Consider the following 21,820-nt stretch of genomic DNA (forward strand, 5'->3'; position numbering starts at 1 on the left):
ATGAAGTGCCTTGAGTTCTTCCCTGTCATCGTGACCCGCTACCCCCAGGACGAGGACCATGCTCCGATCCTGGAGGACGAGACACAAGCGCGCATCTCTCTTGCAGAGGAAGTGTGCGACGGGGATTTGATCCTGGCGTCATTTGATGACAACGGGCGGTCGGATTACTTCAACGACCAGTATCCGGCGAGTGGTTACGCCTATGACCCCGACTGCGGTTGCGGTGTCTGCCCCCTGGATCACGCGGGCCCGGTCATCGTGCTGGCCGACTGGGGTGGCTGGTGTGACCCGTGGCCCGCTGACGCACCCGTTCTGATCATCCCTACCGAGGAAAGGCGGATACAGCAGTGAGGAAGCCCGAGTTCAGGCCGGGTGATCGGGTCTCGCACTTCCGCGAGCCCGGCAACGTCGGCAAGGTCATCTGTCTGGAGAAGCGGGGTGTCTGGCCCTTCCGTCGCTGGGTCTACTGGGTGAGCTGGAGGGCGGGTTACGCGCCCGTCCCGCTGTCCTGGGGGCTCTGGCCCATCCATCGGACCGACGCTCAGCAGATCGCCCACCAGGAGGCCGCGTGAGCGCGTCGAACCGGTGGGCCGTGGACATGGCGGAGGCCGTGACGCGGGCCACGGCTGCCGCCGGCAACCCGGACCCGAGCACGCGTATGGCTGCCTTCCGTGAGCTGTGCGCCGAGCTGGGCCCCCTGGCAAATCAGTACGCCTGCCCCAGAAAGGCCCTTCACGCTCTCGTGAACGTGGCCGCATACGCCTACGCCTCCGAGCGAATGAGGGTCCGTCATGGGTGAGGAATGGATTGTTTACCGGGTGTGGTTCCCCGCACCCACTGAGAAGAGCCCCCGTCGGAAGGTGTCGATGGAGGTTTCTGCACACCCGCTGAAGAGCCGAATCCTGGTCAAGCATCAGGTCTGGCTCTTCGTGAGTCAGAAGGGTTACGACGTGGACCCGACCGAGGGCGGGATTGACGCCATCGGAACCGAGATCATCACGCAGGAGGAGAGCAAGTGACTTACATGGATGCCGGAATGATGGATCAGGCCACCCGCTATCACGCGGTGCTGACCGATCACGAAACCATCATCCGTACCGCGCTTCAGGTCTACGTGGAACGAATGGAGGAGGCCGCCAAGGAGGCCGAGGCCGCCTATAAGGCGGGCCAGGCGGACCCGGAACTCAAGGCGCAGCAGGACAAGTCATTCGTGACCAATCACGGATACAAGGTCTCCGCCCAGTTGTTCAGGGAGAGCGCCGAATCCGCCCGGAAGGCATCGACGGATCTCCTCAACGCCGTACTCGGCATCGATGAGGGCGAGGACAACGAGCAGGGCTGAGCCTCTTTGGTGAGGGCTGGAGTAGGGACACGTCCAGCCCGATCCATGGACGCTCACACGCTTCGTGTGGACGTACCGACACAACAGAACAGGGAAGGTGGGAAGTGGACGAGAAAGCGAGATATGAGCCGATGGCTTACGGGCCCATCGGCGCGGCTGTGAAGGCCGCTATGCCTCACACCGAGGCTGACCCCATCGGCGTGCACGCGGCTGTGCTCGCGCTGTACTCGGCTGCCCTCAACGGCAAGCTCATGCAGCCGGACGGGCGTCCGGTGGTGGTCTGGACGGCCCTTGCTGGCCGCTCCATGGTTGGCCGTAAGGGCTTCGCCCTGGCGACGGCTGAGACCATCCTCAACGACGCTATCGGGGAGTGGCTTGCCCTCCGCCGGCAGGGCGGTATTTCCTCGGGTCCGTCTCTCGTGCAGACCCTTTACGAGACCGAACAGGACTCGCTTACCTCCGAGGGAGGGCTTGACGGGCGGGTCCTCGTCATTGACGAGGAATGGCCGACCACTCTTCAGCTCACGAAGCGTTGCCCGAAGTATGCGGGTGTGCTTCGTACGTCCTGGGACGGGAAGCGGATTTCCAACGTCACCAAGAAGGACGGCAAGCGCGTTGAGATCACCGTGAACGAGCCTTCGCTTGGCTTCCACGTTCACATTCAGCCCGCGCTCTGGGCCAAGTTCATCAGCGCGACCGAGGCACAGGGAGGCTCGTACAACCGGATTCTTCCGGTCATGGTCGAGCGGTCCAAGCGTCTCCGTCGACGGGACTACAAGGGCAGCCCGCTCGATGAGATCAAGGTCAGCAGCTCCCTTCGTCTGGCCTATGAATGGGTGCAGAAGGAGCCCCGACAGATGGAGTTGAGCGACGCAGCAGCGGACCGCTTTGACGACATCAGCGCGGAATACGAGGACGCCCTTGAGGAGTTGCCCGAGGACGTGTCTTGCTACATCGAGCGTTCCGGCGAACAGGTCATGCGCGTTGCCTGTGTCCTGACTGCGGCTGAGCGGAAGACCATGGTCACGGTTAAGGCGCTCGACGCTGCTAAGGCGTTCGTGGACTACTCCATAGCCTCTGTGAAGCAGCTCATCTCTCAGAGCAACGTGGTGAAGTCCCGTACGATCCAGCCCCTTGACGCCAAGATCCGTCAGAAGCTCGAAATGTACGGGGGCGAGATGACGAGCACGCAGCTTTACCGTGCGCTCTCGTCTCGGTACTCGGCTGCTCAGATTCTCAACACCGCCGAAGACATGGCAGACGTTGAGATCGTGGAGCAGAAGCAGGCCAGGCCGGGGGCCAACCCTGTGATCTTCAAGTTGGTGGAGGTCATGCCCGAGCCTGACCCTGTGGAGGAGCCGGAGCCTGTCAAGGCTCCGCCCAAGCGACGGGCCCCCGCCAAGAAGGCGGCACCTGCGAAGAAGACAACCGCTCGGGCGCCGAAGGCCACCCCTGCGGGCTCCCCGCCGGCACCTCGTAAGGCCCCTGCCCGGAGGCAGGCGGCTAAGAAGGCCAACGCGTGAAGCATCGCGTGCAGTTGCGGCCGGAAGGCCGCTACCAATGCACCGGATGCCGGGCGGCGTTCGCCAGTGAGAGCAGGGCTCGGGACGCGTCGTTCGCCTGCCCTGGGGTGCCTCTCGCTCATGGGCACCCTTACGAGCGAGAGCATGTGTTGTATCCCTATTCGTACAACAGGGGCGATGGGTATGGGCCAGATCGTCTATGTGACGAAGTGGGCTGCCTGGTGTGTGTTGGTCATGCTTGTGACTGCGATGTGTGCGCCGGGCAAATAGATGCGCCTGCCTTGAAGGTGCTCAACGACAGTCGGGAACACGGGAACACGAAGCGTTCCCCGAACTGGGAGGAAGAGGAACAAATGGAAGACCTCAAGACGATGCTCGCCACGGTCAAGCCGGGCGACTACGTGACCGCCTTCGGGAAGGACACCCGAGGGCACGAGGTCACCCGCGTGGGGACGCTGCTGACCGAACCTCAGGAGATGAAGGCCACCCACAACGGCGTCAAGGTCAAGGCCATCCGGGCGTGTGTCGGGGAGAAGGGAACCGACCCCGCGACGCGTTCGACCTGGACCACGCTCATCCCCGATCACGGGTTCATCCGCAAGACGGAGGCCCCGAAGCCGGGTGAGTGGATGCACGGGGAGATCAGGAACATCCCCGCTGTCCGCTCCGCGAGGCTCGACGTGAGCGCGCGGCTCATCTTCGGTGGGAAGGGTGGCAAGCGGTCGAAGGAGCCGACCGACAACGGCACCCTTGCCGAGATCAGCTACGCGGAGGCCGGGCGCTACGAGGTCAAGGCTGTGGGCTCGGGAGAGGTCATCTTCACGGGCTCGCTTCAGTCTCAGGTCTGGTGGGCCTACGCGCCCGAGGAGGACGAGCACCAGGACCAGGAGCCCGAGAACGACGACCAGGAGCAGGGCGACGACGAGCCCGAGAACGTGACTGAGTTGGTCTTCGGCAAGCCTGTGCACCACGTCGTGACGGGCGAACTGGTCGGGTACTGGACTCTGGAGAAGTTCACGCCCATCGAAGAGATCCGGGACTAATGCAAGACAGCAAGGAAGCACCACCGTGAACAGCGCTATTCCGTGGAGGAACCTCCACAGCCCCAGGAGTGCGCTTTACGAGCGGTAGCCTAAAGCGTGTAGAACCGAAGGATGAGACTGAGGGATGAGTGAGCGAACCACCCCGGACCGGACGAGCCCGGTCCCCACCGCAATGCCGAAGACCCGGACCACAACTAGCCGTGTGGTGCAGGGTCGTTACGCTCCTCTGTGCCGGAAGTGGGCACAGGGGGAGTGGCGAGACTGAATCCAGGTTGAAAGACCGGGGGCTGACATGAAAGCCTCCGTGCAGCAAGGGCCCCGGTTTCCGTGTAAGGACACGACGGAAACCGGCCCTCTCCGTCGTAATCAGAGACTAGCTAAGTAGGTACAGAAGATGGCTCAGAAGGTTGAAGTTCTCCTCATCGATGACCTCGACGGGGGCGAGGCGGACGAGACGGTGACGTTCGCACTCGACGGCAAGACGTATGAGATCGACCTGAGCACGGCCAACGCGGACAAGCTCCGTGAACTCCTGGAACCGTTCGTCAAGGGTGGCCGTAAGACGGGCGGTCGGGCTTCCGCCGGCAGCCGCGGGCGTACCCCCGTGCAGCGCGCCGCTGGGGAGCCCAGCCCGGAGGAGCTGCGGAAGTGGGCCACTGACAATGGGCTGGAGGTCAGCACCCGTGGCCGGGTCCCCGCCTCCATCAAGGAGGCGTACGCGGCGGCTAACAAGTAACTCAGCAGCAGCAAGTAAGCGGCCCATCCCTCCGGGGGTGGGCCGCTTCTCGTTTGGATGGGAGCAAGAGTGAAGAAGCGGTATCGCGTGGCGCTCCACGCCCATGCATCGGCTGAGGTCTACATAGAGGCGTCCGACGCCCAGGAGGCGAACAGATTGGCGCTAGAGGCCGTCAAGGAGGGGAAGGCGAAGATCCACCCCATCCGGCGGTGGACCCCGGTCGCGACTTCTGACCTGAGCCGGAAGTGGTGACGTGAGCGGAACCACGGCACCGGACATCGAAAGCTACGGGCGCGCGTACAAGCGTCTCCTCGGGGAGCTGGTTGACGAGCTGCGGAGGTCGAGCAGCCTTGGCCGTCCGGCCCGGCGCATCGCCAATGCTCGTGCAGACGGCATCCGGCGCGGCCTCCTGGCGATCCTCCGGGCTGAGCACTTCCTGAGCGAGGACTACGCGGCCTCGGTGATCCTTGTTCATGCAGGGACGTACAGCGAGACCGGGAGTAAGAGCGAGTGTGACTGTGACGCTTACGTGAAACGCTGTGCCATCTGCCACGGCTGAAACGACGAAAAGGCCCCCTCCCGTTTCCGGGAGGGGGCCTTTTTTGTTTTCTCTCTACCCCAGGTGCACCCCTGCACCTAGTTCATGGTCGGGTTACTCGCCCGACTCCCCGCGAAGGTCGGCCTCAAACGGGCTGTCCTTGTAGAGGGCTCGCAGGGTCTTGGTGTCCTCGTGGCTGGCCGCAACGACACCCACACCGAGCAGGCCAGCGGAGGCCGCAACAAGGGCCTCCCACGGGACCTTAGGCCAGACCAGGACGAGCGCCGGCACTAGGGCCGCGAGGACGGAATAGATTCGAACGCCATGCTTGGAAATGAAGTCAGTCAATGGGTCTCCCTTAGCTGAAAAGCATCTTCCAGGTGAGCGGACCGGGGTAGCCGTCCGCGTCGCCCCTCAGTTCCTTGTGGGCAAGCTGGAAAGCCCGGACCGCAGCACGGTCCACAGCAGTCCACTGAGGGCCTGGCCCCTGCTTGTAAAAGCGTCCGTACCCCTTCTTGACGAGCTGCCGACCGAGCATGGTTACGTACTGGTTCTTGGCACCAGCACGGAAGTAGTAAGCGCCAGGAAAGGCAGGGATAGAAGGCTTGGGGGAGGGGGTTGGCTTGCCCGAGTCTCCGCCAGTGGACGACTTAGGAGCCGCAGCAAACAGCGCCTTCTTGTCGATGGCGCCGGGGTCCCAGTGGTCATTGCCAGGAATGTTGCAATGGCCATAGTGGCCACCCTCGGAGAGCCACACGGAACGGGTCCGATTGGCGGAATTGTCCCCGTACTCACTGGCAAGCTCACCCATCGGGAAAACGTCTGGCACCCCCCAAGAGCGAATCGCAGTCATGAGCTTCTTGAAGTTAGGTCCGGGCTTCCAATAGCCCGTGAAAGGCTTGGCCGCCCGCGCCAGAACTTCAATCTGAATGCATGCCTTACCGACTCGGTTAGTCCGCGTAGAGCCGTCGTTCTTGAGCGCTCGGGCGCTCTCACTGAGTGGGCCGAACTGGCCGATTCGGTCCGTGGTTGGGTCGTAGAGAATGTGCGGCTCGGCACCGATCGAAATGAGATAGTCGGCCACGCTCTTGAAAGCCGCATCACCAGCACCGGACTCGGTGGTGTGCCAAACAACGCGGGCAGGAGCATCGGGCTTGTCCATGGCACCGCCAATGGAGCCATCTCCGAGACGCTCAGCGCCGGAAATCCAAATGGTTGCCATTAGTCCTCCAGGGGGTTAGTCGCAAGCCGCGCAGCGGCAAGCCGGTTGGGGTCGAGAGAAGTCAGCAAGGCGACGAGACGCGCGTTATCGCGCTCAATGTGCGTCAGCCGTTCCTTAATCTCCTTGAGGTCGTTCTCAAGGCGCTCAGCGCGGGCCTTCTGGGCTTCCGCCTCTTCCTTCCAGACGCGCGCTGTATTGGTTCGGAAAGCCGCGAGGATGACGACAGCAGCCGCTATGAACGTCGCCAGAGGCCCCGAGTAGGAGAAGAACTGAGAGAGGGTCATTGGGCCTCCAGGAGGCATGCAAAAGGGCCCCCGAAGGGGCCCTCAGCAGACGTGCAGGTGTGGGGGTTAGGCGATGGCAGCCCAGCGGGCAGAAGCGTTCTGACTCGCCGCGCTCAGGTTGACCGTTGCCGGAAGGTTGGTAAGACCGGAGCTGTAATCCAGGAACCGACCAGCGTTCGCCGGCAGACCGACATTCAGTGAAGAGGCCGAGGCTCCGTTACCCCGCAGCAGTGAAGGCGGGGTGCTGCCGTTGGTAAGAACTGCTACGTAGTAACCACCGGCAGTTAGGGTCTTCGAGGCAACAGAAACATTCTTCGTGCCGATCGAGTTGAACACCGCGCTCTGATCCGCGCTTTCGGTGACCTTTACGCCATTCGCGTCATACAGGCCCACGAGGTTTTGACCAGTCGTAAGGCCAGTCCCCGCCGAAGTCACTGTCAGATAGACAGAGTTGATCGTTGTGGGGAAGCGAAGGATTACCTTGCTCAGATAGAGAACACCTGAGGTATTCGGTGCGCCGAAGCTGCCGCACCCAGCGGGGTCCTGAGTCCACGCCTTGAGGCCGTGCTCATGGGCCTGCCACGAAAGGCTTCCCAGGTCCGCAAGGCTGGCCACTCGACCACCCGCGTCCCGGACCTTGAGAACGCCGCCCTCGGAGTAAAGGAGGACACCGTTGGTCGGGTTCGAGGTAGGGGCGGTGTCTGCGTTCTTCAGGGCGATGATCGGACCAGCAGAGCCACCCAGGCCGGGGCCTGCCGTGCCCACGTTCAGAGGCCCGGCGATGACACCAGACTTCGCCTGGATGGGGCCGAGCTGGGCAAGGAGCGAGCTGCGGTCCTCGGCGTAGTTGTTGCCGGCGACAGTGGAGACGTTGACACCGATGACGATGCGCTCGTTGGTGCCGTCGTCGTAGAGGCCCTGAGTCGCGCCGTGGAGGTACGCGCCATCGAGGAGTACGTCACGGGCTCCGGAGAGCTTCACGCCGTACTGGGGGCTCGTGTTGGCCGTGCCCTGGTCATCCGTGCCCACGTAGCAGCCGAGACCGTTGACGACAACCGGAGCCCGATTGGACAGGGCGAGGCCCGCGTAACCCCCACCACCAGGACCACCATTCCGCCCGTCCCGACGCGTGTTGAGGGCGTTGATGATGAATGGCCCGTTACCGGTTGCGTCGATGAATACACCATGCCAACCGTTGCGGTCAGTGGAGCAGGCATTCATGGTCATGGAGCCCGAGCCAGGCCAGTTGCCCCATGCTCCTGTCAGGTGGAAGCCGTGACCGCCGCACCATTCAGCGCGGCACCCCTGAAGAGTCGTGTTCGCAGAGTTGATGATCCGGAATCCAGTCGCCCAAGACCCAATGACCTGAACATCAATCATGGAAAGGTCGGTCTGGCGCTCGAAGACAATGCCGTTGGCGTGACAGTTGTCGACCATCACGGAGTGAAGACGCCAGGAGTAGGGGAACTCGTTGGCGGTGTTGCTCCCGGTGATGATGCCGTTGTTTGGCATCTTCCGAATGCAGACATCCCGCATAACGACGTTCTGAACGTTTCCCCTGGCGTAGATGCCATCGAGGTTTCCGGCGGGCACCTTAGAACCGTCAAACATCAGATTCATGATGCGCTGTTCGCCATTGATTGCCGGGTGGGTTCCGTCGTTGTCACCAATGATCTGAACCATGGCACCGGTCGTCATAGACGGAGCGGCCTGGATGTAGCAAGGGAAGTCCTCGTCAGCCATCCCAGGGCCCACCATGAGGTTGGAATGGGTGCCGAGAAGGGTCACACCTCGGGGGAGGTCGAGCGGAGCCGAGATGACGTATACACCCTTGGGGAAGTAGACAATTCCCCCGATGCCGGCGACGTTGATAGCCACCTGGATGGCATTGGTGTCGTCGGTGACGCCGTCGCCCTTGGCACCGAACTGTGGCGACTGGACGTTGAGCCAGTCGAGCAGGTCAGGAGCCGACAGGGCGGGAATTTGCGAAGCAGGTACCTTGCCTGTGGTGTCGAGCGTGGCCAGGCCGTTCGCTGCCCCTCGGAGGGCGTTCACCTCTGCCATAGCGGCAGCTCGGGAGCCGTGCGGGTCATCAGCCGCCACGTGCGCCGACAGACGCTCTCCAACATCGTTGGCCACCAGGGCAACACGGGGGCCTCCGAAGTCGATCCAGAGGCGCACAGCACCGTCAGGGCCGTAGAAGCCAGGGATCATGCCGTCTTCGTCAGCGACGAGCATCGTGAGCGGAGCCCCGCCCAGGTCGGTGAGGTCCGTTACCTGGGCTGCCCCCTCCGAAGCACCATCCCAAACAGTTCCGGTCGCACCCGGTACGCGAGCACCCGCAACGTCCTCGGCCACATCAGCCGCGGTGCCGCCAAACAGATATCGAGCCATGATTCCCCCTGAAAACAAGAAAGCCCCCTGTTGGGGGCTGAGCAATTTCTGATCTGTTGGCGACTAGAGCACGTTGGCTTCGTAAACCCCGGAGATGGTGAGGAAACCCTTGCGCGGGAAGTAAGCGATGCCGTCAAGTCCGGTGTTGGCCGTGTAGTTGGCATTAGGCATGTAGAGCCACATAGTGGACTGGCTGCCACCTCGGTTGACCTTCGCAGTGATGTCCACGAAGTTCGGGAGGACCGAAGAACCGTCAGATCCGTTGTTGTCCAAGTGCCCCGAGAAAATCTGTCCGGTCGATCCATTTGCCGGGACAGGGAGCGTTACACCGTAGGTGAAGTCCTTGGCAATCTTGAGGTCTGACGTTGACGTACTGGCGATGTAGACCGAGAACCAGACCGTATTGGGCGCGATCCAGCGCCAACGCCCGGACCGCGTGGCAGGGTTACCGATGTTCACCATGCTCGGCGTGTACGTCCTGGAGTCGCCCAGGTGGCGAGTGACGACATAGCCGTCACGTCCATTGAACGCCTCGCTCTGGCTGTCACCGCCGTTGCTGTCCAGGTCGTACGTGAACGTGCCCCGAGGAAGCGTGACCGCACTGGGAGCCGCGTTCCACGGGTACGAGACCTGCCCAGGCATGTCGAACGGCATGCGACCAGAGATTGAGATGGAGGCGTTGTTGGCCGCAGCGTCGACCTCGTAAAGGGGCATCTCCCAGATACCACCCACCTGCCGGCGGGGAGCTGGAGCTACGGGAGTTGCCGCAGCCGTGCCCGTGACAACGGCGATGTTCACCGCGCTCTTGGACATGTCGGCCTGGAGGACGATGAGATCCTTGCGGGGCTTGGTCGTGCTGTTGTTGGGGATCGTCACGGACAGCGTGGACGTGAGCGTGTAGTAGAAGCCCCCGACCCACGCCTTACCAGGGTTGATCTGAACGGTACGGCCGTTGACGATGGTCGCGTTGAACGGCAGGGAAGTGGTTCCGTACGAAGAGGCGGTGAGCTGGAAATCAACTCTGTCGCCTCCCCACATACGAGCCATGGATTGCCACTGGGACTGAGAGACAATCTGTGAGCCGCCGTTGGCATTGTCCGCGTTAAACGGGTAGCTAAGTTCTGCCACCGGGCATCACATCCTTGCCTCAAGTTTGCGTAGCTTCTTCTGCATGTCATAAACGGTCTTGTAGAGGTTCAGCGGGTCTCCCGTCCCCTGCTGGCCGATCTTTGGAGAGATGTCCTGGACGTTGCCCCCGTCATCTACCGAAATGACAACCTCGCGCACGATGTCTGTGTATTCCGTGCCGTCCACGGCAACGGTCACCTTGTCGCCCACGAAATAGTGCTTCCCGAAGGCGCAATCGGGAGTGTCGATGGGGTAAATCTGGAAGTTGCCGCTCTTCTCGCCCTCGGTGAGAGCATCCGTCGCAGCCTCCTGGGCTGCCTGAAGGGCGGTGTTGTAGTCGTCGGTCGTCATGTCGGTTTCCGACTTCACGACTTGCCCCGTATTGACGTCCACCTTCAAGGGGATGTCCCGGCGGTCAATGAACTGCTCGACCTTCAAGCCCCACTCGGACTCGGAGTCACTGTCTACCTTTTGGTAGTAGTACCGATCCCGCTTCTCGCCGGCAGCGCCGACAATGGCCCGCGTTACCTTGGGCGCGGAGAGGGTCCAGATGTACTCACGGAGATTCCCCAGTTCAGGGGAGAAGCGCACTTCCTTGGACTTGTCGCGCGGCGAGAAAATCTCAAGGTCGACCTTCTGAGTGGTGCCGTTGTAGAGGAAGCGATAAGCAAAGTTGCGCTTGTCGTACCATTCCTCAACCTTCGATCCGATGTTGTCGAAACGGAGGGAGTCACCGAGGCCCCATGGCGTCGGGACGTTGGTGCCAAGGGGGTTCGTAGGTCTGGTACCGAGGTTCACCCAACTCACACGGCGGTCCGCAAGGGCACCAGGACCAAAGGCCGTGTTGAACTCATCCCAGATTGCCTCAGGCGCGTAGAGGCTCCTGACGGGACGCGTGTAAAGCCGAGACTGATACTGCTTGTCTACGGTCTTTGTCGGGTCAGGGAAGGCGAGACGCCTGTAAGCCAGGGTGTTGTGACACTTTCCGGCGATGTAGAGGGAACCGGTTCCCGTGTGCTGGAGCTTGGTCCAATACTTCTGGAAGGTGTCGACCTGACCAGACAGGAGCGGCTTGGAAACTCCGTCCTGCCAAATGGCGATGCCCCCGCCCTTCTCGATGAGCTGAGACTGAGTGGTGCCGTCCTTAATGAGGATCTGCCAGGCGCCTTCCTGGCAGAGCCGTACCGTGAAGTCGAGCGAGATCCATTCATCAATCTCGCCAATGCGCTTCAAGTTCTTGTCGAACACCTCAACTCGGTAGCCCAAGAGTCCCCCTACACGAAAGATGCGTACCGGGGTTGGAAGGTAAGAACAACTGACGCCTTGCCTGAACCGGTCACCACAGAAACAGATGCATTTGTGTCTCCAGGCTCGACCGACCAGAATTGCGGGTTCGTGTCGAGCTTGGACCAATAGTTGGTGCCTAGGTTGTCCTTCACCGTCTTCTTTCCAGGGCGGGTATCGATGGATAGGACGCGACCGAGTGGCACGAGATCCGAGCCGTCAGAAGGAGGAGACGCCTTGACGACTTCTCCGTACGGGCTGGTGAGGTTGAACGACTTGATGGGCCCGTAGAGCTTCCATATGGGCCATGCCTCGATGTCGCCAGGGTTCGAGATCACGAGACTTTCGCCCGGACCGCCCATGACACCATCAGCAATCTTCATGGGAAAGAAGGCCGCGGTGGTGCTTAGAAGTGGCTGGCCGGCACCGAAGTCCCATCGCACGGTCTCTGACTGATCCTGGTAGAACCAGGGGTCCATAGCCGTGAAAGTGAGGGCGTACTTAGCCCAGGTGAACCCTGCTGAGTCGGTACCTTCGGAACCTTCCATGCCGCCCTTGTAGTACGCGGTGAGCTGCCGGGTTCGGCCGCTTCCCTCTGTGAACTTCAGGAGGCAATACCCGCGCTTTGGATTGAGTGACTGGAACAGCTTGCGCTTGAGCTGATTCACCGTCCGGCGGTCAACGCCGTGGAGGTGTACCGGAATCATGATCTCTCGTGCCGAAGCACGAGCAGAACGGTAGATAGAGCCGTCGAGGTTGGGGGAGTCATCGGAGAAGAGCGCGAACGGTGGCATATCCAGGCCCGTGGCACCGGGCTGCATGAGGATGGCTGGCCACTCGCGGCCGTTGAACAGGGTCAGGGGGATTTCCTCCCCCTGACCGTTGTTCCCGACCACAGAAACGCTCGTCCGACCCCAGGAGACCGGTGCCGGCGGAGTAGCCGTAACGACTACTGGCGGTGCCGGTCTGGCCCTCACCGGAATTGGCATAGCGCCTCCTTACAGGGTCGTGTAAAGGGCCTCCGCAGTTCTGAGAGCCCTAAGCACGGCCTGAGGCGTCGGCTCGGTGCGAGCCTCATGCACGTGAATTTCGTACTTCTTGCCGTTGAGAATCCCTTCGGTCTCCTCGTTGTTGAACACCCGCTCTCCGCCACCGAAGGCGACGAGTTCACGGCCCTTCTCACCCACCAGGGCGAGCCCTGGGGACGCGGAAAGGGTGCCAGTCGCATAACCGGTGTTGCCTGCAAGAACAGACTGCCAACGGGACCCGTAGCGATTTCTCGCGTAGTTGAGGCCCGCATAGATGTTGGCCAGCGGATTAACAGAAGTTCCGTACATGAAGGGACCGGTCTTCCGGAACATCCCGGCGTATGCCGCAAAGGTGGGTCCAATTACCTGCATAAGGCCGACACTGGGGTGTCCTGCCTTCCAGTTGGAATCCCACTTGTTGACGATGTTCGGGTTACCGCCGGACTCCAACCCGATACGGTGCAGGACTGTAGGCAGAGCGGTTGCGGGGAGACCGAGCATGCCAAGCGCCTGAGCAGCTATCGGAGCCCACTTCTGAGCACCGGAGCCCTTGCCAGGAGCCGACATATTCGCCCCGAAGTCCGGGGTCTTGGCGTTGACCCTGGCACCGTCGCTGAAGTCGAACAGGCCATCCAGGTTCGGCATAGCTTCCTGGGCATTGTCCATGAAGCCCTGAGCAACGCGGCCGACGTAGGAAAGTGGGGCGTCCTTGATTTCCTTTACGGTCTCGACCATCCCAATCAGGTTGTTGTAAGACCCGGAAACGATGTCCCCGATGTCATCGAACACCCCGGTGAAGGTGTCGATCGGGTTGGTTACGGCATCCCAGATTGAACCCAGGGAATCCGTCACGCCGCCCCAAAGGTTGTCCCAGACGGCTTCCAGGGTCTTCATGGAGAACACGTCACCGAGGTACTTTTGACCTCGGTCAACGATATTTCCCTGACCCTTCCAAACGTCGTCCCAGAAGTAGTCTCCGAGGACGGGACCGAGGGCACCGCCGAGAATCCCGGCAATCTGGCCGATACCTGAGGGCACCTTCTTGAGGAGCGTATAAACGTCCTCAGTCATCCAGTCGTACATGCCCTTGAACTTGGTGGCCGCCACGGAACCGCCGATGCCGGCGGAGTGGTCACCCGTCCGCAGAATTCCGCCCTGAACGTCTCCGCCGAGTGGGTCAGAAGACCCGTCGAGCTTCATCGTCTTGAGCATCGCAGTGCCCACGGGGTAGATGTTTTGCAGTTCGATGAGTTCCTTGATCTGGTCAAGGTCGAACTTTCCACCACCCTTACCGCGAGCATGACGGCTGATCTTTCCTCGGATCGCCAAAGCGTTCCAAGAGTTGATCGTCTCGGGACCAATGGCCTGAGTTACCTCAGGGCGAAGAACGGCCTCACCCGGCGAGAGAATCGCTGGGATGTTGTCGACCCAAGGTGAGTAGCCCGGCATGACGCCGCCCACGTCAGACGTGCGCATGACGCCACCGCGGGCCTTCTTCTTTTTCTTGCCGTCACCAGAGGAGCCGCCACCACCAGGGCTCTTCTTGGAGATGTTCCCAAGGGCCGTATCCAGGCCCTCAGCCTCACCCTTGGCGTCCTTCAGTTCCTTCTCAAGGCTCTTGACCTTGTCAGTGATGTCCTTCAGCGAACGCCCGTTGAGGAGTCCAATACGACCAGCGAGCGAGCCCGCACCCGTGCCCTGACCAACCTTCTTGTAGGCGTCATCTGCGGCACCCGTGAGCTTCTTGAACTCACCGATGATGTCCGTCAGCCGACGCTTGTTCAGGTTGGCCACTCGGCCAGAGGTGGACGACGACATAGCGCCGTCACCGATTTGATCGGCAGCCTTCTTCGCGGCATCGCGCAGCCCGTTTACCGAGCCAGTCACCCCGTTGACATTCTTCTTGTCGAGATTGCCGATACGGGTGTTGTCGGAGGTGATTTCCTTTCCGGCGTTCTGGGCAGCCGACTTGAGCTGATCGAACTCGGTGGTGACCGCGTTGAGGTTCTTGCCGTTCAGCGCGTCTACGTCGTTCTTGACCGTGCCAAGACGGGAGACCACATCCCGCGCGGCCTTCTCAACCTTCTCAATCTCCTGGCGGAGCTGGTCAAGGCTGGTGTGGTTGGCCTGCTGTGCCTGCGTCTGGACGGAGTTGACCGCCTGGCCCGCCTGATTAGCGGCACCCTGCACCGAGCTGGAGCCGTTGCTGGCGAGCGCGGCCGTGATCTGCCGCATGGACTCACGGTTGGTTTCTCGCAGCTCGTCACGGAGGTTGGTGGCCTCGTCCCGAGCCTCACGGATCTGGTCCTCAAGGGCTCGGATCTGGCGCTGTCCGTCCTGCTCTCGGGAGTCACGGCCCATGAAGCCGTCCAGGAGCCGCCTGCCAGTCGTACGGCTGTCACCGTTGCGGTTGGTCGTGCGCTGCTGCCTGTAGGCGTCACGGCCCGCCTGGCGGACCTCCCGACGAGAGGAACCGTTACTGCGTGCCTCGTTGCGAGCGTCCCGAGCTGCACGGCGCTGGCTGCGGATGTCCCGCTGTCCCTCGTAGGCGCGGACACCAGCGCGTGTTGCCCCTGCAAGAGGGGAGAAAGCCCTACCGACAAGCCCAGTGGCCTTGCCGATGACCTTGGACAGGAGGCCCACGGCAAGGATCAGCGGACCCCACTTGATCAGGAAGTCAGCGATTGGCTTGGCGAGGTCGGCAAGTCCGGACTCCTCCAGCCATGTTGCTGATGTGTCGAGCATGGTGAGGAAGTGCGAGCCCGCGTCAAGGAACTCCTCAAGGAAGTCATCAACCTTAGGGGCCCACTTCTTGGCCATATCCTGAACTTGGTCCAGGATTCCATCCTTGCCCGCGAGCTTGTTGCCGAGGTCGGTGTATCGGTACTGGCCGTTTTCGTCTTCCTTGATGAACAGGTTGCCCAGCTCGAAAGAGGCTCGCTCCTTCATCTGCTGAAGCCGACCAGTAATGGTCTGACTCGTCATCTGGGCAGCGAAACCCTTGGAACCGTCGCCCTTCTGGCCACCCTTGTACTTCTCGGGGTTCCAGTAGTTCAGCATCGCGTTAGCGATCTGCTGACCGGTTACGCCGCCACCATCCTTGGCAGGAGTACCGATGACCTTCCACATCTCCTGTGAGTTCTTGAACCCAAGGAGCTGAGCAAGCTCAGAGGCAGGCATACCGGAGGCTGCGGCCAACTGCTTGACGTTCTTCGTTGGCGCACGGTCCATATCCATGATCATGTCCATCGCGTACATAGCGCGCTGGAACTGCTGAGGATTGAGGTTACCGGCACGGGCCATCGAGTCACCGATAGCCATGATGATGTCAGTCGTCTTCTCGGCAGCCTTATTGGCTGCACCGGTCCGCGTAGAAGCGTCCTTGCTGTACCAGTTCTTGTCCGAGCCCGCTACCGAACGAATCATCTTCATTTGGTATTCGTGCATGACATCGATCGAGAACGGCGTATTAATCGCGTATTCCTGGATCGCCCGCATCTGCTGAGCAGAGACAGACTTGGAAACACCAGCCGAGGTAAGACCGAGCTGACCGAGAAGACGCTTATCCGCGTTCTCAACACCAATGGCCGTCAGGGCAGCGCCGGCAGTGGCCAGAGGAGCGAGGAAGCGAGTGGTCAAAATGTTCGCTGCCTCGTTGATGGACATTCCGACCTGATCGAACCACGTGCCCATCTTCTTCAGGCTGGTTCCAGTCTTGGTGAAATAAGACTGCGTGGTCGTGTTGGTCGTGTTGATGTTCCGGTTGATATCCCGGATTTGGTCCCGGAGCTGGACCATTCGCCGCTGCTGGTCTGCAATGCCGTCCTGGAGTACGGCCCGCTGTGCTGCGGCCTGTTCCTTGAGGGCGGCTACCTGCTGACGAACGGCCTCACGCTGTGCGGCAACCTGAGCCCTCAGGGCCTCCTTCTGGGCCGCAAGAGCTAGCTTCGCCTGACGCTCTTCCTCCTGGCGCTTCTCCCGCTCGATGCGGTCGTGCTCGCGCTGCGTCTGGATCTGGAGCTGTCGGCGGTCGCGTTCCAGGCGCTCAGCGGCGGCCTGGCGCTGCTTGGCGGCCTGCTCCTCCTGGCGCACGGTCTCACGGAGAGCGGTACGCGTCTCGGTCGAGGTCTGAGCAAGTAGCTTCTGCTTCTTCTCTTCGGTCTTCCGGTACTCACGGAACCGCTTAGCGGCCTCCTCGCCAAACTCCTTCGTGATCTGCTTTTCGATCCGCTTCAGGGTCTTGGCTGAGTCGACGGCTTCCTTCTCGACGGCTTCCTTGGCCTTCTTCGCCTGCTTCTGCGTTTCCTTCGGCAGACCAGCAAGGCCCTCCTTCACGGCCTTGTTTACTTCCTTGGCGGCCGTAGCTCCGAGCTTGGCCATCTCGGAAGTGACCTTGGCCCGCAGCTCGTCAATGTCCTTTTGGAGGATCTTGGGAATGATCTCGACGTAGCCAGTACCGACCTTGATTGGGCCGCGCGATCCTTCAGCCATGGAACCCCCTAGGCGCTATTCAGCCGCCCAAAGAAGTCGTTCAGTTCGTGCGCGTCGCTGAACTGTGGCTCTGGACCGGCCTGCGGCTCCGGTTCGCCGGGCCGTGGAATCGGTGGAGGAAGCTCAAGGTCTCTGGCGTCGGACTCATCGACGTTCGCCTTGAGGAAGAGGAAGTTGGAAAGCTCAAGCGCGTCAGACACACGCGCGAGCATGTAATTGCTCTCGGGCCACTTGGCACGATCGTCCATGGCCATAAGGAGAGTTGAGCGTCCGGGCTTGCTCATCAGAGAGTGGATGAGGACACCGATGCGACGCAGTGAAAGCCGTCCGCGCCACAGGTCCAGGAGGTCAACGCCGAAGAACTCAAGCAAGTCGGCTTCGAGTTCGTCAGGGAACTCCTGAATGACGCGGACGACTGCAATCAGTTTCCCGACTCGTCGTCCCGTCCCTGAGCCTCAGACATCTTGCGGGCAAGCTCACCGAAGTCTTCAATGTCCGGCTCGGTCGACAGGTAGGCGGCCCACTGGTCCTCGCCAAGGATGAGCTGAGTGGCAACCAGCTCGTCATCCGTCATGAGCACCTGGAGCGGGAAGTTGCGCGGGTGCGGGAGCTTGAACGTGAGCCCGCGGTGCTCGAACGTCGCAAAGGTCTTCTTGGCCTCAGCGGCAGCCGCAGCAACCTTCTTGGCACCGTTCTTCTTCGCACCAGACTTCTTCTGAGTGGACATGGGGCAACTCCTTGGGGTGGGTGAGAGAGAGTGCCGGGGACGTAACCCCGCCCCGGCTCAGGGCATTACTTACGGGCCCTCAACGATGTCGTCGTTGGTGAGGACGTAACCGAGCTTGCCGGCGGAGTCCAGAGCCTCAATCGTCAGCTCGAACTTGCCGTTCTCGGTGCGGCTGAGCTGGATTGCACCACGGTCGGAAATCATGGCTCGCGGGATCACCACACGGTTCCGGATGGAACCCTGGTTCCAGTCCACAACGAGGCTGATTTCCTTCAGCTCAGGAGTGGACGAGAGGTCGAGCTTGAAGACACCAGTACCAACAGGGGTCGGGTCGGTCGACATGATCTCAACCCACTCAGCACCCCAGAACAGTTCCGTAGTGACCTCGTTCGTCTCCTGGAGCGTCGCCTTCACAGAGAACGAAGCAGAAGTCACGTTGTAAAGGACTGCGGTAGCCGACTGCCACGCATTGACGGGCTGGGTCTCGATGGCAGGCGTAAGGGTAACGCCGCCCTCATCCACGTACCCGAGGGCCTTGTAGCCAGTTGGCGGGGTCTCCGCCGTACCCAGGTCAGTCGGTACGGTGAGGCTCTGCGAAGCAGGAGCAACATAGATCGAGCCGTTAGGCGCAAACCGAATCTTCTTGGCGTCATTGGCCATGGGGCCTCCAGAGGGCATAAAAAAAGCCCCCGAGAGGGGGCCTACGGGGGTTGGGGATTATGCGGCGGTGTAGAAGACAGCTACCTGACCGCAATAGACGTGCTCGCGCGAGGAGTCGTCAGGGTCGTACTTCGGAGAGTCGATCTCCTCTACGTCCAGGACGAGAGCGCCACCAACCGAAGTGTTCGGAAGCTCCTCCAAGAACTTCTCTCGAACGAGAAGGGCGAGATCGATGGCCGTTTTTCGGTCCATCGAGTAAGCGGCGTACTCCACGTCAACGCGGTCCATGGAGTCCCGCACAACACGGAATCCGCCCATGTGCTCTAGGTAGACGGCTGTCTCGCCAGTGACGTGATTGTTGAGGTCACCGAGAACGGAACCATCCGGGATCTCCGAGACGGATTCGAGGTAGGTGACCAGAAACTCAATGGGATCGATCCTCATTCATCGACCCTCGCTTTCAGTAGGGCACCCTTGAGCCAACGACGGCCCTTCACCCTGCGGCCCCGTGGACTCGTGAAGCCCCGCTCTTGCAGCATTGCGTGACGTGCTCGGGGGTTGCCCTCGATGATGATTCCGCCGTACCAGCCGTCACGGTCCATATAGACAACGGCATCGATCTGGTTCCGAATGGAGTTCCAGGCACGACCGTTACGGGAGCGTCGGGGAGCGTCGCCCTTGGCGTAGGCGTCAATGCGCTTCACGGCCAGTTCCAGGGCCTCACGGGTACCGGGGAGAGTGAACACCTCGCGTTGCCACCCGCGATGAAGGACGAGCTTGGTCCGGGCGCTCTTGGGCTGGCTCATCTCAGGGCCCTCCAGGCGGAGAGCTTCAGGTGCCGGCGGGACGTGTAGGCCCAGCGTTCGGGCTCTCCGTCGACCTCATAGAACTGGCCCCCGAGCTTCACCCTGTCGCCAGAGGCGACGACGGCCCCGTACGGCAGGAACACGGAGAGCCGTTCCTGAGACTGGTCACGGGCAGGAGAGAAGGACTCATATGTCTTGTCGGGCTGGACAGAGGCAGTGCCTTCCCAGACCTTCACGGCCTGGTCCCAGTCGGGATGTGTGGTGTAGGCGTTGCTGACCTTGGGAGCCCGCCAGACCTCGACCGGATCAGTCATGGAGAACAACAGGCCCCCTCAGGTCGAGGACGGGGCCCTCTCTGCGGAGTACCAGGGAGCCGACAGCACCACGACGCCACCGCCCTTGGCGGAGGCTGGTCCTGGTGGCCGTTGAGAGCGTCTGTGCCGAGCTGGCACCTGCGAACGTCACCTCAACCTCACCGACTCGTTCCGACTCGACACCAGGGGAGAGGGCAAGCCACCGGATCACCTCTGAACAGGCAATCGCCCTGAGGGAAGCGGGAGTGTCCTCGTAGCCCCAGGAGGCCGAGAGAGTCACCGCGGATTCGCCCCAGCCGGCATCACGGGTCAACTGACGACCGTTGAAGGTGTAGTCAGTGACCGCCTGGCCGTCCTGCTCGACGGCCGACACGGTGAGGAAGGTCTGATACCGAGCCGGTACAGGGAGGGCACAGCCACCCTCCGGGTAGAGGGTGATGCTCTGGCCGCTCCGCCTGTCCAGGTCCCGACCGCAGTAGTCCTCAATGAGGCCCGTAACGTCCGCCAGGAAGGCAGAAACGCGGGCGGTTTCGTCTGCGGCGATGGGCCGCCCAAGACGGGCGGCCACATCGTCAACGGAAGCCAGAGGCAAAACGTTTCTCCTTACGCGGCGTTGTGGGTCGCGATCAGGGCCTCAACGTTCTGCGCCACGATGAGCTGTTCAGGCCGAATGACCTTCGCGTCGTAGATGACGCGGCTCTTGATGGCGTTGGTGAACTTCGCCTCTGGCTGGTACGCCTGCATCTCCGCGAACGGAACGATGAGCGAAACGGCTGAGGTCGAGCCCATGAACATGTCCACCGAAGAGAAGTCGGTGTGACGGTTCTTGACCAGCTTCTCAGTGGGACGGGTGTGAGAACCCAGGGTGTTCGCAACGCGAACCGGAACACCGAGAATCTGACCGATGACCCCGGAAGGCATAACCGCGCCCCCACCGAAGTGAGAAGCGTCGATGAACTTCGGGTCACGCAGAAGCGCAGAACGCAGCTTCGGGGAGATGAACAGGAACCGATCCTGCGGAGCGCCCTTGATGTCGAGATTTTCGAGCATCGCGACCACGAAGTCATAGACCGAGATGTCAACGCCCGCAGTGAAGTTGGCCTCAACAATGCCGTCGATCTTGCCGTGCAGAGCAGGCAGACCCGAAACGGTCGCGTTGCGGTCCTCCGAACCATTCAGGTCCTTACCCGCAACGGCCGCGAGAATGGTCTTGGCGATGAGCGAGTCAAGAGTGTTCGCCAGAGTGCGAGCACGCTGCTTGACCAGATTGCTCATGAGGTCGATACCGGTCTTGGTCTGGAGCTGGTGAAGGTTGTCCAGCTCCAGGTGGAAGCTCGAACCCTTAGCCACGGTCATCTTGATGTACTCAAGCGCCGCGTGGTCCGCCGTACCGATGGAACCGTACGCCTTGACGATTCCCTTGTCGGAAACGGTGTCAACGAAGTGCGGGATTCGCACAACGTCGCCCTCACGCCGAAACTCGCCCTCGTACTGGCGGTTTACGATCTCCGGGGAGCCAAGGACAAGATTGTCGTCCAGATCCTCAAGGAGCTGGGCGGTCCAAATCTCGGGGATGAAGTGGCCCCCTGCGGCCTGGAGCTGGCCGGCACCGGTGTTGTTACCGGTCTGAGTGGTAAAGGTCATGCGTTACCTCATTTTCAGAGGTCCCCCCTCATGAGAGCGTCGAGCTGTCCCTTCTTTCGGGCAGCAGCAATTTCCTGGGGAGACATACGGGAAAGGGCGTCACGGCCGATCTGACCGGCGGCATAACCCCCGGAATCGCCCTGACGGCCAAGGCCAATCCCCTGGGCAAATTCAGGGGCCTTGGACGGCTGCGGAAGGGACGACACAAACGTCTGAATGGCAGCGGTGTCCGGAGACCCGTCAGCACCAATGAAGCGCTGAACATTCAGGAACTCGGCAGGCGGAAGAGTCACACCAGCGGTAGCCGCCTGAACGCGAAGCTCGGCCTCAACAAGGCGAGAGCCAACCTCGGAAAGCGCAGCATTCCGCGCGTCTTCCTTGGCCTTCTCAATCGCCTTCTCGGCGTCCGTCATGGACGCTTCCTTGAGCTTGGAAAGCTCGGTACGGGCCTCGTTGTAGTTCTTCTCGTTCTGGCGAGAGAGCGTCTTCCAACGCTCCACGTCTGCCTGAAGCTCCTCGACGGTCGGAGCCTTCTGGGGCTCGGTGCCGGCGGGGGCCTGCTGGTTGTTCTCGGTGTTCTGCGTGGTGTCGTCCATGGGAGCCTTCCATTTCGGTGGCATCAAAAAAGGCCCCCATTGCGGGAGCCGTCCTTTGGT

The 21,820-nt window shown here is 61.5% G+C and carries 25 protein-coding genes; 8 read left to right on the forward strand and 17 right to left on the reverse strand.

Features of this window, described 5'->3' with window-relative positions:
• From AC069K_RS16400 to AC069K_RS16435, 8 genes are all read left to right on the forward strand, one after another.
• A complete protein-coding gene (locus tag AC069K_RS16400; RefSeq protein WP_478616515.1) occupies nt 1–351 on the forward strand; it encodes a hypothetical protein in 351 nt (116 codons plus the stop codon).
• Entirely contained in the window at nt 348–572 is a 225-nt protein-coding gene (locus AC069K_RS16405) for a hypothetical protein (RefSeq protein ID WP_478616518.1), read from the forward strand. Before AC069K_RS16400 ends, AC069K_RS16405 begins: the two co-directional genes overlap by 4 nt.
• A gap of 219 nt (nt 573–791) precedes the next feature.
• A complete protein-coding gene (locus AC069K_RS16410) occupies nt 792–1,019 on the forward strand; it encodes a hypothetical protein (protein ID WP_478616521.1) in 228 nt (75 codons plus the stop codon).
• Complete coding sequence (locus AC069K_RS16415; protein ID WP_478616524.1) at nt 1,016–1,342, forward strand: hypothetical protein; 327 nt, start codon at nt 1,016–1,018, stop codon at nt 1,340–1,342. The genes AC069K_RS16410 and AC069K_RS16415 overlap by 4 nt, the downstream gene beginning before the upstream one ends.
• Before the next feature lie 104 nt (nt 1,343–1,446).
• Nucleotides 1,447–2,865, forward strand: a complete 1,419-nt coding sequence (locus tag AC069K_RS16420; RefSeq protein ID WP_478616527.1) for a DUF3987 domain-containing protein — start codon at nt 1,447–1,449, stop codon at nt 2,863–2,865.
• 353 nt (nt 2,866–3,218) lie between these two features.
• The gene (locus AC069K_RS16425) at nt 3,219–3,908 is read left to right on the forward strand and encodes a hypothetical protein (RefSeq protein WP_478616530.1); all 690 of its coding nucleotides are present in this window, start codon (nt 3,219–3,221) and stop codon (nt 3,906–3,908) included.
• Between the two features lie 394 nt (nt 3,909–4,302).
• A complete protein-coding gene (locus AC069K_RS16430; RefSeq protein WP_478616533.1) occupies nt 4,303–4,644 on the forward strand; it encodes a histone-like nucleoid-structuring protein Lsr2 in 342 nt (113 codons plus the stop codon).
• 253 nt (nt 4,645–4,897) lie between these two features.
• The gene (locus AC069K_RS16435) at nt 4,898–5,203 is read left to right on the forward strand and encodes a hypothetical protein (RefSeq protein WP_478616536.1); all 306 of its coding nucleotides are present in this window, start codon (nt 4,898–4,900) and stop codon (nt 5,201–5,203) included.
• Nucleotides 5,204–5,296: 93 nt separating this feature from the next.
• Here the strand turns inward: AC069K_RS16435 and AC069K_RS16440 are convergent, their stop codons facing one another.
• The 17 genes from AC069K_RS16440 to AC069K_RS16520 all read right to left on the reverse strand — a co-directional run bounded on the left by AC069K_RS16440 (nt 5,297) and on the right by AC069K_RS16520 (nt 21,760).
• Nucleotides 5,297–5,530, reverse strand: coding sequence for a hypothetical protein (locus AC069K_RS16440; protein WP_478616539.1), 234 nt, complete (start codon nt 5,528–5,530; stop codon nt 5,297–5,299).
• A 10-nt stretch (nt 5,531–5,540) separates the two neighbouring features.
• Nucleotides 5,541–6,404 carry a peptidoglycan-binding protein gene (locus tag AC069K_RS16445; protein WP_478616541.1) on the reverse strand — a complete coding sequence of 288 codons (864 nt, stop codon included), beginning with the start codon at nt 6,402–6,404 and terminating at the stop codon, nt 5,541–5,543.
• Complete coding sequence (locus AC069K_RS16450; protein WP_478616544.1) at nt 6,404–6,688, reverse strand: hypothetical protein; 285 nt, start codon at nt 6,686–6,688, stop codon at nt 6,404–6,406. Before AC069K_RS16450 ends, AC069K_RS16445 begins: the two co-directional genes overlap by 1 nt.
• 66 nt (nt 6,689–6,754) lie before the next feature.
• Nucleotides 6,755–9,082 (reverse strand): right-handed parallel beta-helix repeat-containing protein, encoded by a 2,328-nt coding sequence (locus AC069K_RS16455; protein WP_478616547.1) that lies wholly within the window; start codon nt 9,080–9,082, stop codon nt 6,755–6,757.
• 63 nt (nt 9,083–9,145) lie between these two features.
• Nucleotides 9,146–10,210 (reverse strand): hypothetical protein, encoded by a 1,065-nt coding sequence (locus AC069K_RS16460; protein ID WP_478616550.1) that lies wholly within the window; start codon nt 10,208–10,210, stop codon nt 9,146–9,148.
• Nucleotides 10,211–10,216: 6 nt separating this feature from the next.
• A complete protein-coding gene (locus AC069K_RS16465; RefSeq protein ID WP_478616553.1) occupies nt 10,217–11,458 on the reverse strand; it encodes a siphovirus ReqiPepy6 Gp37-like family protein in 1,242 nt (413 codons plus the stop codon).
• Between the two features lie 26 nt (nt 11,459–11,484).
• Nucleotides 11,485–12,390, reverse strand: coding sequence for a phage tail family protein (locus tag AC069K_RS16470; protein ID WP_478616556.1), 906 nt, complete (start codon nt 12,388–12,390; stop codon nt 11,485–11,487).
• Between the two features lie 102 nt (nt 12,391–12,492).
• The gene (locus tag AC069K_RS16475) at nt 12,493–17,013 is read right to left on the reverse strand and encodes a lytic transglycosylase domain-containing protein (RefSeq protein ID WP_478616559.1); all 4,521 of its coding nucleotides are present in this window, start codon (nt 17,011–17,013) and stop codon (nt 12,493–12,495) included.
• Nucleotides 17,014–17,021: 8 nt separating this feature from the next.
• Nucleotides 17,022–17,384, reverse strand: a complete 363-nt coding sequence (locus AC069K_RS16480) for a hypothetical protein (RefSeq protein ID WP_478616562.1) — start codon at nt 17,382–17,384, stop codon at nt 17,022–17,024.
• A 50-nt stretch (nt 17,385–17,434) separates the two neighbouring features.
• A complete protein-coding gene (locus AC069K_RS16485) occupies nt 17,435–17,740 on the reverse strand; it encodes a hypothetical protein (RefSeq protein WP_478616564.1) in 306 nt (101 codons plus the stop codon).
• A 69-nt stretch (nt 17,741–17,809) separates the two neighbouring features.
• Nucleotides 17,810–18,400 carry a phage tail tube protein gene (locus tag AC069K_RS16490; protein WP_478616567.1) on the reverse strand — a complete coding sequence of 197 codons (591 nt, stop codon included), beginning with the start codon at nt 18,398–18,400 and terminating at the stop codon, nt 17,810–17,812.
• A 57-nt stretch (nt 18,401–18,457) separates the two neighbouring features.
• Nucleotides 18,458–18,844, reverse strand: a complete 387-nt coding sequence (locus AC069K_RS16495; RefSeq protein ID WP_478616570.1) for a hypothetical protein — start codon at nt 18,842–18,844, stop codon at nt 18,458–18,460.
• Nucleotides 18,841–19,206 (reverse strand): hypothetical protein, encoded by a 366-nt coding sequence (locus tag AC069K_RS16500; protein ID WP_478616573.1) that lies wholly within the window; start codon nt 19,204–19,206, stop codon nt 18,841–18,843. The genes AC069K_RS16495 and AC069K_RS16500 overlap by 4 nt, the downstream gene beginning before the upstream one ends.
• Complete coding sequence (locus tag AC069K_RS16505) at nt 19,203–19,520, reverse strand: head-tail adaptor protein (protein WP_478616576.1); 318 nt, start codon at nt 19,518–19,520, stop codon at nt 19,203–19,205. Before AC069K_RS16505 ends, AC069K_RS16500 begins: the two co-directional genes overlap by 4 nt.
• Nucleotides 19,513–20,112: a phage gp6-like head-tail connector protein gene (locus AC069K_RS16510; protein WP_478616579.1), complete on the reverse strand. Its 600-nt coding sequence runs from the start codon at nt 20,110–20,112 to the stop codon at nt 19,513–19,515. Before AC069K_RS16510 ends, AC069K_RS16505 begins: the two co-directional genes overlap by 8 nt.
• An 11-nt stretch (nt 20,113–20,123) precedes the next feature.
• The gene (locus AC069K_RS16515; RefSeq protein ID WP_478616582.1) at nt 20,124–21,164 is read right to left on the reverse strand and encodes a hypothetical protein; all 1,041 of its coding nucleotides are present in this window, start codon (nt 21,162–21,164) and stop codon (nt 20,124–20,126) included.
• A gap of 14 nt (nt 21,165–21,178) precedes the next feature.
• On the reverse strand, nt 21,179–21,760 hold the full coding sequence (locus AC069K_RS16520) for a hypothetical protein (RefSeq protein WP_478616585.1): 582 nt from the start codon (nt 21,758–21,760) through the stop codon (nt 21,179–21,181).
• Nucleotides 21,761–21,820: the final 60 nt, after the last annotated feature.

This window comes from Streptomyces sp. NPDC043908, assembly GCF_056435525.1.